Origin of the sequence: Rhodococcus sp. NCIMB 12038 (assembly GCF_002165735.1) — a bacterium.
GTDB lineage: Bacteria > Actinomycetota > Actinomycetes > Mycobacteriales > Mycobacteriaceae > Rhodococcus_F.
The window spans coordinates 11,976-23,255 of sequence record NZ_NHML01000026.1 but is presented as its reverse complement, the minus strand read 5'-3'; the positions used below and the strand labels follow the sequence as shown (position 1 = coordinate 23,255).

At 64.7% G+C, this 11,280-nt stretch carries 13 protein-coding genes and 2 pseudogenes; 5 read left to right on the top strand and 10 right to left on the bottom strand.

The annotated features are described in order from the left end of the window. The first annotated feature begins 284 nt into the window (after positions 1 to 284). On the top strand, positions 285 to 1,139 hold the full coding sequence (locus CA951_RS31430; RefSeq protein WP_087560596.1) for a phosphoadenosine phosphosulfate reductase family protein: 855 nt from the start codon (positions 285 to 287) through the stop codon (positions 1,137 to 1,139). 182 nt (positions 1,140 to 1,321) lie between these two features. Continuing rightward, complete coding sequence (locus tag CA951_RS31425; protein WP_087560595.1) at positions 1,322 to 1,747, top strand: YciI family protein; 426 nt, start codon at positions 1,322 to 1,324, stop codon at positions 1,745 to 1,747. Between the two features lie 58 nt (positions 1,748 to 1,805). Here the strand turns inward: CA951_RS31425 and CA951_RS31420 are convergent, their stop codons facing one another. Together CA951_RS31420 and CA951_RS31415 are read right to left on the bottom strand one after the other, a co-directional pair. After that, the gene (locus CA951_RS31420; protein ID WP_087560594.1) at positions 1,806 to 2,990 is read right to left on the bottom strand and encodes an IS30 family transposase; all 1,185 of its coding nucleotides are present in this window, start codon (positions 2,988 to 2,990) and stop codon (positions 1,806 to 1,808) included. Between the two features lie 170 nt (positions 2,991 to 3,160). Next, positions 3,161 to 3,355: a hypothetical protein gene (locus CA951_RS31415; protein WP_087560593.1), complete on the bottom strand. Its 195-nt coding sequence runs from the start codon at positions 3,353 to 3,355 to the stop codon at positions 3,161 to 3,163. Between the two features lie 194 nt (positions 3,356 to 3,549). On the opposite strand from CA951_RS31415, the gene CA951_RS31410 reads away from it, so the two are divergent. Then, a complete protein-coding gene (locus CA951_RS31410; RefSeq protein ID WP_087560592.1) occupies positions 3,550 to 3,903 on the top strand; it encodes a hypothetical protein in 354 nt (117 codons plus the stop codon). 209 nt (positions 3,904 to 4,112) lie between these two features. Continuing rightward, positions 4,113 to 4,336: pseudogene (locus tag CA951_RS44570) on the top strand (hypothetical protein); the annotation flags it as partial. Positions 4,337 to 4,366: 30 nt separating this feature from the next. Here the strand turns inward: CA951_RS44570 and CA951_RS31400 are convergent. The 7 genes and pseudogenes from CA951_RS31400 to CA951_RS31370 all read right to left on the bottom strand — a co-directional run. Further along, positions 4,367 to 5,068, bottom strand: a pseudogene (locus CA951_RS31400) (HNH endonuclease family protein); the annotation flags it as partial. A gap of 54 nt (positions 5,069 to 5,122) precedes the next feature. Then, positions 5,123 to 5,680, bottom strand: coding sequence for a 3'-5' exonuclease (locus tag CA951_RS31395; protein ID WP_087560590.1), 558 nt, complete (start codon positions 5,678 to 5,680; stop codon positions 5,123 to 5,125). Between the two features lie 167 nt (positions 5,681 to 5,847). Further along, a complete protein-coding gene (locus CA951_RS31390; RefSeq protein WP_087560589.1) occupies positions 5,848 to 6,264 on the bottom strand; it encodes a hypothetical protein in 417 nt (138 codons plus the stop codon). Between the two features lie 128 nt (positions 6,265 to 6,392). Further along, complete coding sequence (locus CA951_RS31385) at positions 6,393 to 7,346, bottom strand: C40 family peptidase (protein ID WP_087560588.1); 954 nt, start codon at positions 7,344 to 7,346, stop codon at positions 6,393 to 6,395. Between the two features lie 272 nt (positions 7,347 to 7,618). Continuing rightward, complete coding sequence (locus tag CA951_RS43020) at positions 7,619 to 7,813, bottom strand: hypothetical protein (RefSeq protein ID WP_143543130.1); 195 nt, start codon at positions 7,811 to 7,813, stop codon at positions 7,619 to 7,621. Positions 7,814 to 7,868: 55 nt separating this feature from the next. Then, entirely contained in the window at positions 7,869 to 8,756 is an 888-nt protein-coding gene (locus CA951_RS31375) for a hypothetical protein (protein WP_087560586.1), read from the bottom strand. Next, positions 8,756 to 9,793: a hypothetical protein gene (locus CA951_RS31370; protein WP_087560585.1), complete on the bottom strand. Its 1,038-nt coding sequence runs from the start codon at positions 9,791 to 9,793 to the stop codon at positions 8,756 to 8,758. Before CA951_RS31370 ends, CA951_RS31375 begins: the two co-directional genes overlap by 1 nt. Before the next feature lie 224 nt (positions 9,794 to 10,017). Here CA951_RS31370 and CA951_RS43590 point away from each other — a divergent pair, with 224 nt between their 5' ends. Beyond that, on the top strand, positions 10,018 to 10,155 hold the full coding sequence (locus CA951_RS43590; protein WP_179220380.1) for a hypothetical protein: 138 nt from the start codon (positions 10,018 to 10,020) through the stop codon (positions 10,153 to 10,155). 77 nt (positions 10,156 to 10,232) lie between these two features. Here CA951_RS43590 and CA951_RS31360 read toward each other — a convergent pair whose 3' ends face one another. Beyond that, entirely contained in the window at positions 10,233 to 11,186 is a 954-nt protein-coding gene (locus CA951_RS31360) for an alpha/beta fold hydrolase (RefSeq protein ID WP_087560583.1), read from the bottom strand. Between the last annotated feature and the right edge of the window lie 94 nt (positions 11,187 to 11,280).

The window sequence follows — 11,280 nt, the reverse complement described above, 5'->3', positions numbered from 1 at the left end:
GGGACACCACCTTGGCCACCGCCTCCACCCGAACCGGGGACGCCGCGCATCTCGCACACCGGCCCACCCTCGCCACCTCGACTACCTCGCGCGTCTTCGTCGACGCGAATGCCGCCGCGACGACGTCCTGCCGGCCGGCCACCTCGCACAGTTTCCCCACACCACACTCCTCACATGCCCAGGCGACTTCACGCCCCTACGACTGGAGGAAGATCCGCCGGGCGGACACTGTGTGACAGAAACTGCGAGATCTCGAGACCAACCGGACACCGCGAGGAGGACGTGTGGCGGGCAAGCCCGAACCCGACGGCCTGGACCTGAACACTCTCCGGGCACTGCGCCGGCCCCACCGCGACCTCGGGGTCCTCACCGGCCGCATCGCCGGGCATCTCGACGACCACGACGGATACCTCGCCTTCTCCGGCGGCAAGGACTCACTCGTCGCACTCCACCTCACCCTGCAGGTCGAACCGAACATCCCCGTCGTGTTCTTCGACTCCGGCCTCGAGTACCCCGAGACCTACACCTATATCACCGCACTCGCCGACACCTGGAACCTCAACCTCGAACCCCACCGAGCCGACCCACCACTGCTGACCGTCCTCGCACAATCCGGCGAGTGGGACCACCAACAGCCCACCCGGGCCACGAGCCAGAAGCTGCGCGACATCCTCATCGGTGCACCCTCCCTCGCGGCGCACGCAGCCCACGGGCCAGGAGAAATCTGGGGCGTACGCGCCGACGAATCCCCGAAAGGGACCGGACGCTGGTCGCTGTACTACAACGCACTCAGCAGCCACGTCACACGCACGTGCGACGGCTGCTGCACCAACACCACCGAGCAACGCCGACACCACGGCGGCCTCATCGACCGAGCCGACGGAACACATGTCTTCGGGCCCATCTGGGACTGGAGCGTCGATGAGATCTGGGCATACATCGCCCACCACCAGCTACCGGTGAACCCCGTCTACGACAAACTTCGCCAACTCGGCACCCCCGAACAACACCTACGGGTCTCCCACATGATCGACGGCGCCTTCCTCGACCACGGTCGCATCACCCGGCTACGCCGCGGATGGCCGGAACTCTTCGAAGAACTCGCCCACGTCCTCCCCCGGATCCGCGAGTTCGTCTGACCCCTCCGCTTTACATGCGGTGAGACTTCGCTGCAGCAGCGACCGGACGGGAAGCATCGAGACAAGATCCGACAGAGAAGATGGCCAGGAAATGTCGCTGTGGGATGTCGAGAACCCGCGCGCGGCTTCGTCCCCGGAGTGAAACGGCCACAATGGGCCGTACCGCACCAAGGGAGAACATGATGGCCAAGTACCTGTTGCTCAAGCATTACCGTGGTGCGCCGGCATCGGTCAACGACGTGCCGATGGACCAGTGGACGCCGGAGGAGATCTCCGCTCACGTGCAGTACATGAACGACTTCGCCGCTCGGCTGGAGGGCACCGGCGAGTTCGTCGACAGTCAGGCACTCTCCGCGGAGGGCACGTTCGTCCGCTACGACGGCGAGGGGCAACCACCAGTCACCGATGGCCCGTTCGCCGAGACCAAGGACCTGATCGCCGGCTGGATGGTGATCGACGTCGAAACCCACGAGCGGGCACTCGAACTGGCCGGCGAGCTGTCCGCAGCCCCGGGTGCGGGTGGCAAGCCGATCCACGAGTGGCTCGAGGTGCGCCCGTTCCTGGCCGCCTCTCTGACCGCTACGGAGTGCGGTTTTCACCACGGGTGATGACATCGGATCGCAGTGCCGGGGGCCGGCCGAGGGACGGTAGAGAGGGCGGATTCCACTAGTCGTGGCGAATCATCGGGTAGTCGTGCAGGGGCCACCATCGTCGCACAGCCTGGTTCGGAGTGAGGTCATTCAGGCATAGCCTAGGGCGGTCGTTGAGTTCGGTGGCAACTTCGTCGAGCTGGTCTTGGGTCCAGCAGCTCAAATCGGTGCCCTTCGGGAAGTACTGCCGCAGAAGCCCGTTCGTGTTCTCATTCGAGCCTCGCTGCCATGGAGAGTGAGGATCGGCGAAGTAGATTTTCAGGCCGGTGGCGGCCACGATACGCTCGTGGTGAAACATCTCGTTGCCCTGGTCCCAGGTAAGCGACCGACGCAGCGAGACGGGCATCTGCGTGAAGCGCTCGATGAGAGCATCCCCGACGACTTGAGCGGAGTGGCCACCGCGGATGGCGACTAGGATGGTCAATCGTGTCTTACGCTCGACGAGCGTCGCGATTGCGGATTTCTGGCCGGCACCGATGATGAGGTCGCCCTCGATATGCCCGACCTGGCGTCGTGATTGCACGTGGGCTGGCCGTTGTGCGATGGGCGTCAGATTCGTCGATTGCTTGAGCGAACCGTCCCGGGACCGTCCGCGGCCACGGCGTCGGCGATATGTCCGGCCGGTGCGCAACGACCCGCCAGTCGCGGCCAGGACCAGTCCGCGGTATACCGCTTCGTATATCGTCTCCACGCACACGTGCCACGCTGTGCGGCGTGGGTAGCGTCGCCGCAGCCACCGGCTGATCTGCCCTGGTGACCAGCGCTTGCCGAGCTTGTCGGCCACGAGCTGACGCAACCTGTCATCGTCGGCGAGTATGCGTACTTTCGGCCGTCGTCGACGCTGGTGCGCCTGGTTGTGGGCGAACCAAGGCTGGTAACGACCATCGGGCTTGCGGTTGCGGGCGATCTCCTTGTACACCGACTGGAAGCTTTTGCCGATGCGTTCCGCGATCGTCTTGACCGACTCCTGGCGGGCCAGCCCGTCGGCGATCTCGATACGGTCATCTTGGCTCAGGTAGCGGCTACTGATCGGACTCTCGACATAGGACACACTGCCAGCGTCGATGAACCACAACGATCCGCAGCTCAGCGACACGCCGACCATTGCTGCCGCCCTCGCTCCCGAGATGCCCTGTCTGATCAGCTCGAAGTAGCGGCGCTTGTCCTTTTGTGGTGCCTTGTTCCACGCGTATCTGGGCATCGAATCCTCCTCGGGAAAGGATTCGCTTCGATCAGTGGAATCCGCCGAGCCTCTGTCTGCCGCGGAATCGAGGACAGAGCAGGCCGGCCCCCGAAATCCGCAGCGCTGCCCCAACCCCACCGTGCACGATCCGCCGCCGAGCCGTCCAGGACCGCGAGCAGAGAACGCGGCTACGACTCAGCGGGCACGAGCCGCGACAGTTTGCAGTGGAACGGGAAGCGGCCCGGCGCCGTCTCGTCGACGGACTCGATCAGCGCGTCCTCACCCTCGACGCTCACAATGACGAACACCGATGTGCCTTCGGCGTGCACCTTGACACGGTCACCCACCTGCAGACCCCCGCGGGTTCCCGGATTCTCGGTCATAAGACATGACTAACCCGTCCGGTTTCGGTGTGCAAGCCGCGAGTTTCGGTGTGCAAGCCGCCGATATGTGCCGGGTTGGATTCGATCTTGCTCCGACTGCCGCATCGGGGTGCGCCAAGCGCTGGGCGATAGCCGATCGGCTACATACAGCAGTTCGCTATCACCTGTCCTGTTGGATCGCTACTGTGCCAGGTGTGAGGGAACCGGTGCTGGATCGGCACGTCGACGTTGCACAACTGTGGCAACTGGCCAGTGAGGCGGCCCGGAAGGGCGAGAAGTGGGGGCAGCGCAAGAAGTCGGTGAGCGACGCCATGATGACCTACTACGCCCAGCTGCGACGTGACAGACGCGGCGCGAAACGGTGGGTCGCCGAGGTCGTTGATCTCCTGGGATATTTCGATCTGTCAGCGGACTGGCGCGCAGTCGAGAAAGGCCTGCAAATACTCGACCAAGCTGACGGTGACGTCACCGGTGCCGGTGCTGAGCTACAGCGGCTGGAGGTCGTGCCGGCTTCCTCGACGAAGAACTCTCTCTTCAAGAGCTCCTAGTAGGGCGGAGTCAGGCGAACTGCTCGCGTTCGCGAACCCTCGTCGAGGACGTCACGCGTCATTGGAAGACCGACCAGATCGCCGCGACGGCGAGCGTGACGATGAGGGAGCCGGGGCTACAGCCTCGTTCGAATCCCATCTTCCCGTTCTAATCCGCGCGGTCGCAGCGAGAGGGAGAGCCGGTGCTCGGATCGTGAGGTGCCCCAGAAATGGTCGTTAGCGGGAGCTGGCCTCATGAGACACCGCAAGGGGATCGGCGGATCCACACCTCCATCGCACCGTTCGAGGTCGCAGCCGAGGAGTGGTTCCCCGCGGCAGCCGGATTCGCCGTCACGGTCATCGTGCACCACTTCGACGCGGCGACGGGCCCGCCACGCTATCTGCCCCCGCGGAGCCCGCCGAGTGGGCGCGCACGATCTTCTCGACCGTTGACGGCCGCACCCCTGTAGCGAGATCACCCCTAGCCGCATGCAGAAAGGACACGAGCAATCGCGTCCTTCTCGGCTTGGGTGACCCAGAGTTGATATGCAGCCTTGACCTCGACCTGCTTTGCAACGTAAACACACCGGAAGCTCTTGTTGGCAGGCAGCCAGGTCGCGGCGTCGCCGTCGCTTTTTTGCTGGTTCGCCGGGCCGTCCGCGGCGAGGAGATTCCGGGGATCGTTGGCCAGGTTGCGGCGGGTGGTGTCGTCGAGCTGTTGGGCGCCTTTCTGCCAGGCGTCGGAGAGCGCGACGACGTGATCGATCTGCACCGAGCTCGAGGTGTCCTTGCCGCGGGTGAACGCGATGGTCTTGCCGGTATATGGGTCGTTGAGGGTGCCGGTGAGGATCACGCAGTTCTTGGTGCCGTCCTTGTAGGTTCGGTCGATGAGGTCGCGGCCAAGGATGTCGTTGCGGGTGTCGCACCCGTTGTGTCCGCCTGCGACGGTGACGTCATCGGACCATGCTTGGCCGAATTCGTTTCGCGTGTAGCCGGTTTTGGGTGCGCGGCCTTTGACCGGCAGTGTTTCCAGGGCGGCGAGGGTCTGCGCGACGTCAGGAGTTGGGCTGGCCACCATGTCGGCGGTCGGGACTACTGGTGGGGTGCTTGGGCGGGTCTGCGCCTCGATAGCGGAGACGGTGCCGCAGCCGGTGAGAACTGCGGTAGCGGCGGAGGCGAATAGCACTTTCGTCCGGCGGGTGGTGTTCTGGCTGAATGGCAAGGAGGCTCTTTTGGTGGGCTAAAGCCGAGAGTGGGAAGTGGGGGTTGTCGGCACGGAGGGGCCCTCGGCGATGCTAAGCAGGATGGTGCGGGCGGCCGCGGCGTCGCTGCGGGCTCGGTGTCCGCCATCGAGCCGAATGCTCTTCTCGGTGCCCTCGGCCTGCGATCGCATTCGCATGATGCATCCCCACATCTCTGGGTCGGCGAGGTGCGCGGGGTCGAGACTGTGCCGAGCACAATCATGGAGAACGCGGACCTGATCGAACTGACTGTTGTAGGAGAGGGTCACTCGGCCAGCAGTGACCGCAATGAGCGCCTGGTGGACCGTAGACCAGCCGGGTGCGCCGATCAGATCGGCCGGGGTAATTCCATGCACGGCATAGGCGTCCGGGTGGATCGGAACTTCGCCGGGATCAACCAGGGTTTCGAGCAGTGGATTGCCGGTGGTGGCGTCCAAAACGCAGATCTCGATGATCGAACCGTCGAGGTCGGTCGACTCAACGTCCAGCACTGCTGCCCGGCCGGGGACGAGCATGCCCCGTGCCCACTGCTGCGGAGACGTCTGTGTACTGGTCATGCCACCTCCTTCTCGTGAACATCGTGACGGCACCCTCTGACATGCGGTTCTGACTCCGGCACATATGCCGATCCGGAGAAGCTCCTGGTAGCGCTCGGGCGCCGTCTTCCGACAAGGATCGGGAGGACGACGCTCGAGAGGCCGGGGCCACACCACAGGACTGCTTCCTAGCTGTAGGAATGCTCAGGTTCGCGCTCACTGGAGACCTGCCCGTCGGTGCTCGGCGGCTGATCTCCTCCTTGCGATGCAGCAGCATCTGCGACGTCGGTTGTCTCAGTCGCGGCCTTGCTGGCGCCACCACGCGCGGCCTTACTGGAGGCGTTCTTCCGCTTCTTCGGGGCGGTGTAGCCCATGGCTGCGAGCTCTTTGGCCGTCCATCCGCCTTCGATTGCGTTCTCGTGGGCTGTCCTGATTGCATCTAGCGCTGCCTCGCGTGCGGAATCGAGTGCGGCAAGCTCTTCTACTGCTTCCCCGATGGCTCCGACAAGTGCGACTCGTGTTTCGATTGCCTTCTGCGCCAGTGCTTCCGCATTCTTTCGTGCGGTCTCGATTGCCTTCTTGTGGGCTGCTGGCGTAATCGTCATGTGTCACTGTCTCCTTCGTCTCTGCGGTCGTGCCGCACGTCGCGACACGACTTGTGACCGGTCTGGGTCTATAGTGGCGATCGTATTGTTCCGCTTCGGGATCAAGCGCAGGGCACTGTCCCCGATGGTCACAGGAAGCGTGCGGGGATCATGTCCGGGCGGACGGCGCTGGATTGGATGAGCTGGCCGATCTGCGGTGCTTCGAGCATTTTTCCGCCGCCGAGGTAGATCGCGACGTGGTTGGCTCCGTCTGCCTGCCAGTTCCCGAACAGCAGGTCACCGGGCTGGGCTTGGTCCATGCTGATCTGTTGGCCTGCGCGGAACTGTTCCTGTGAGGTGCGGGGCAAGACCTTCGTGCCTCCGGTGCCAGTGTAGTAGGCGAAGCGAGTGAGCCCTGAGCAGTCGTAGCCGGCGGTAGCTCCGCCGGTGCCGTCGCCCATCGACGGTCCGGTGAGAAGGCCTCCGCCCCATTGGTAGGGCAGTCCGATCGCACGCATCGCAGCTTCGATGACCGCACGCGCGAACTCGAGGTTGCGGGGAAAGCGGGGATCGAAGGTCAGATCGCTGACTGCGGTCGGGGCGAGCATTCCTGTCAGGAAGGGGATGCCTGCCGCAGTGGTGGGTGCTTCGCTGACGACAGGAGGCAAGAATATCGGATTCGTCTCCTGCTGCGAAGTCGATGACGGTGCCTGAGCTGCGGGTCCCGCCGGGTCAGCGACACCGCCGGCGGGCCCGGGTCCTGGACTGGGGGCGGCCAGGACCACCTCGGGAATCAGACCCTGGGCCTCGGGCGGGAGCTGTTCCCTGGCGCCTGCAGCGGCATCCTGGACTTCCGGTGGAATGGCGTTTTCGATCTCGGCTTGCCACTCGGCGGGCAACTGCTCCTGCGCCTGCTGCACTGCCCGAGCCGCGTCGTCGAGATAGGGCTCCGGGTCCGGGTCCGGGACATACTGGGCGAGAGCTGGCGGTAGTTCCTGTGCGACCGCCGTGACGCTGTCGGTGATCGCCGGGTCCACTCCGCCGCCCTGGGCAGCTGATGCGCCGGCCACTGCGACGCCGACGATGATCGATGCGAAATCCATGATGTCTCCTAGCCGAGGGTGTGGCGGCCAAGGGCGGAAAGTACTGTCTCGATGACCGCGAGGGTGTCGTGCGATCACCGACAGTAGAGAGAGACCTGTACAACTCGACCGAACTCACAACCGGGGCAACCCAGTCGGGCATCCACATCGGCCAATAGAGCGCAGAGAATTGGACCGGATGCGGAAGATCAAATAGGGTGTGGGTACTGAGAATGCACTGGGTGAGTCGGAGGCACACCATCGTGTTGGTGGCCTCCGACTTTTCTTTCTGCTCACAGCCCCTTGCCATCTCGTCGTCCGGTATGAGCGTCGGCGCCGGAGCTTTGATTCCCTTGCGTTGTGTCCGCGGCCTGGTCCGCATCGTCGTGTGCCGCGGCTTTCACCACTCTGAATTGCGCGGGCGCAGCGAAGATATCGGGATGAAAGGTCAAGTCGGGACGCCGGTGGCGCGGCTTATCCGCAGTCATGACTGTGTGTTCCTTCCCGTGGGTTGAATCTGTCTCGAACGCCCGCCTCGACTCGTCATGGCGTCTCGTGATCGACGAGTTGGACGACCAGGCGCTCCCCCGGTGGCTGTCCGGGCCGCTCATACGGCACAAAATGAGCCCCCACCACCTGTAGCTGCATTCCTCGTGGCAGCAAGTGGTGCGAGTTGTCCACGCGGGAAGATTGCCCGTAGTACATGCCCCGGTCGGTCTGGATCTCGAAGACGACATCGGTGGGCCGGGCGGTCGAGTCCAGCTCGTGCAGCGAATGAGTTGCCGCAGTGAACCGGTCGAAGGACAGGACCGTCCCCGGCGATAGCGTCGAGGGCAGATCTGACGGGTTCACGACCGCGTTGGGGACGCTCACCGAGGTGTACACGAGATGGCCTCGTCCGGATTCGCGTTCGTATCGTTGGATGGCCCTGTCCACTCGTTGGACCTGCTTGCGGCGAGCATCGTCGAGCTCGACAGCGTCGCCGGCCACCGAGGAGAGGGCGTTGTTCGTCTCCCGCCAGGTCTTCGGGTCCGACGTCAACGACGCCAGCGCCGTGTACTGGGCTTTCGGCATGGCGTCGAGGACGCGGCGCTTCGTCGCGGATCGAGTGTTCCGTTGTCGTGCCGAGAGTGTGCGACGGAGTTCGATCGCCGGTGGCAGCTGGGGGCGTAGCCGAGAGTTTCCGATTGCCGCCGGCGTGGGCCGTGGATAGGCACGGTTGAGATCCCGTTGCGCTCGGGTCAATCCGGGCAGGTTCTCGGTGGCGGTGTCGAGTTCTCGTGCTCCGCTGCGGAGATCGGCGCGGGTGTCGTAGGCGTGCTGCGAGATCAGGGCGCCTTCCTTGCGGGTGGCGACGTCGCTGTCGCCCCGGTCGGGATCGAACACACCGTCGCCGCGGTCTGGGCTGATCCGATCATGGCTGCGGCCCATCAGTTGCGCCGATCGAATCCGGTGACGTCGCCGCGCAGCTGGGCCAGCGCCTTTTCCCGCGCCTGATGTTGATCGGCCAGGTCGGTGGCCAGGTCACCGATTGCCGACGCTGCGAGGTCATCATTCGCCGAGTTGACCAGCAGTTTCCCGAGCGCCGGTGCGTGAGCGTCGATGCGACCGAGAGCCGCAGTACCGCCGACGGAGTCCTGAAGCATCAGTAGGTCTTGGTGATACGTCCACAACGCTGCGACCCGCCCGATCAGTGATTCTTTGACCTGTTCGAACCACCGTCGCTGCTCGTGGTGGGCGGCCCGAGCCGCGTCAGCCTCGGCACTGACTCCCCTCGTGGGTTCGCCGACGCTGACCCGGAAAGTTGCCAGCTCACCGCAGTGGCAGAGAATCACTCGGAGTTGGTCCTCGATATCGAGCCGGATGCGGTGGATGTCGAGGTCCTCGTGACTCCATGCCGGCACTTCACGAATATCGTCGACGATCGCGGACGCAGTCATGGCCAGACGAAGTTCGAAGAAGTCGCCGCCGGCCCAGACGTAGGCACCGAGCCTGGCAATGCTGCCGCGGATCATCTGCTTGTCCGCCGCGGTCAGCCTGAGGGGATCGCGGCGGATCCACCACCACATCGCGAGGACCTCCACACCTGCAGCCGCGGAGATGAGTACCGTCAGATCCGTGACCGGCGACTGAAACAGCGGATTCATGTTGAGTAGGACAGGAATCATGCCGATCAGAACGGGTGCGATCACGACGAGGGGAATCTCGACAACGACACCGCCGTTCGTCCTCCCGAACGGGACCTGCGTGCGCCAGATATTCCGTCGGGGATAGGAATTCACGTCGTGGGCGGTAAAACCCAGCTCCGCTCGCTTTGTGACGATCGTGGCCACCCTCGGCGAGAGGAGTTGTAAGTGGATACGGTCGAGCGCCGTGAGAAACTGGTCGCTCCCGGGGTCGATCTCGACGCGGTCGATCAGGTCCAGAACAGCGCGGGCCGCGGGGTCGCCCGCTTCTGCCGGGATCATCGGCGCAGCTCGCTTCGCCCGATGGACCGCTGCTCGCTGACCTGCCGCGATTCGGTGTCATTCTTTCCGGGATAGGTCCGTGGATCCGGCCTCCTCGAGGGGTGAGGAGGGAAAACCTCGAATGTTGCGACGGCGGTGTCGCACTGCGCATGCTCGCCGGCCCATCGGATGTGACCGCAGCGGCAATAGGTGGCATCTTGCCATGGGTTGTAGGTCCTCGGTTCGTGATGCAGATCGATGCACCGGTTCCGCACCTCGACCTGCACACCACACCCTGCCAGCCGGTTCAGAACATGGCGTGTGGACGACCTCGCGCCGCGGTGAACGAGCTCGTCCGCCAGGTGGTGCTCCTGGCCGGATGACAGGTCAACGTCCTGGTGACTACTCAACACTTCTCCCATCAGTGGTTGTCTCGTCAGGTCTCAGGCACGCGCAGATCTCACGCCCCGACGAGGTCGGATTTGGATCTGCGGGTGGTGTCCTGTTCGCGGCGCCCGACCGCGCGGCCGAGCAGTCGATCTAGACTCTCGCTCACCACGTCCGGGCGCTCGAGTCCGACCATGTGCCGCGCTCCGCTCACCGGGATCAGTTCGGCGAGGGGAAGAGCCGCCGCGAGTCGCTGTGAGTGCCCGATCGGGGTCACCCTGTCCCGGGTTCCACAGATGATCGACGCCGGCACCTTCGCGAGCACGTCGAGCGCCGGGGAGGCGTCGTAGATCCGCAGGTCACGCAGGAAGGCGGCCACGGTGGCGATCGGCGTCGCGTGGACCATCCCGTAGGACGTGGCGGTGGCACGGACACGTGCACTCGGAGCAAGCGGGCAAGTTGCGCCGACCACCGGCGACAAGATGCGACGTGAGAGATTCCAGCTGCGCCCGACGAGCCCTGGGGCGTGAGCTGATGCCGTCCGCAACAACGTCACCGCCGGTGTATTCAGAGCGCGCCCGATGCCGGCGCCGGCGACATTGTCGACGGCGGTCGAGATCAACCCGACTCCCACGATCTGAGCGGCCGCGGCCTCCTGGTGCTGGGCGACGTAGGACATCACGGCCATCCCGCCCATCGAGTGCCCGACGAGGACAATCGGACCCTTTGGCGCCACCGTGCGAATCACCGCATCCAGGTCCCGTCCAAGCTGGCTGATCGTGTAACTGTCGGTGTCAGCCGCGCCGGATCCACCATGGCCGCGGTGATCGAAGAAGACCAACCGGGCACGCCCCCGCCAGGCCTCGGCCAGGTAGGCCCGTTGCGGTGCCCAGGCGTCCATGTGGAGACAGAATCCGTGCGCGAAAATCACAGTGACCGGCGCCATCCGGGATCCGATCTCACGCACCGCAAGAGAGGTGCCGTCGGCGGTGAGGACGAGGCGTGTGCGATCCCCGGGGGCCCTCATCGCTGGCCATCCAGACCTCGAGCCAACCATCCGCATCCATACTGGTCCGCGCGGTGACGCCCGGTGAGCGACTCTGAATGAAGGTGGCGGCGGA

Bases quoted from the DNA above. Each gene is read 5' to 3' on its own strand.
- CA951_RS31425 (WP_087560595.1), top strand. From the start codon at position 1,322: ATGGCCAAGTACCTGTTGCTCAAGCATTACCGTGGTGCGCCGGCATCG.
- CA951_RS31420 (WP_087560594.1), bottom strand. From the start codon at position 2,990: ATGCCCAGATACGCGTGGAACAAGGCACCACAAAAGGACAAGCGCCGC.
- CA951_RS31415 (WP_087560593.1), bottom strand. From the start codon at position 3,355: ATGACCGAGAATCCGGGAACCCGCGGGGGTCTGCAGGTGGGTGACCGT.
- CA951_RS31395 (WP_087560590.1), bottom strand. From the start codon at position 5,680: ATGACCAGTACACAGACGTCTCCGCAGCAGTGGGCACGGGGCATGCTC.
- CA951_RS31390 (WP_087560589.1), bottom strand. From the start codon at position 6,264: ATGACGATTACGCCAGCAGCCCACAAGAAGGCAATCGAGACCGCACGA.
- CA951_RS31385 (WP_087560588.1), bottom strand. From the start codon at position 7,346: ATGGATTTCGCATCGATCATCGTCGGCGTCGCAGTGGCCGGCGCATCA.
- CA951_RS43020 (WP_143543130.1), bottom strand. From the start codon at position 7,813: ATGACTGCGGATAAGCCGCGCCACCGGCGTCCCGACTTGACCTTTCAT.
- CA951_RS31375 (WP_087560586.1), bottom strand. From the start codon at position 8,756: ATGGGCCGCAGCCATGATCGGATCAGCCCAGACCGCGGCGACGGTGTG.
- CA951_RS31370 (WP_087560585.1), bottom strand. From the start codon at position 9,793: ATGATCCCGGCAGAAGCGGGCGACCCCGCGGCCCGCGCTGTTCTGGAC.
- CA951_RS31360 (WP_087560583.1), bottom strand. From the start codon at position 11,186: ATGAGGGCCCCCGGGGATCGCACACGCCTCGTCCTCACCGCCGACGGC.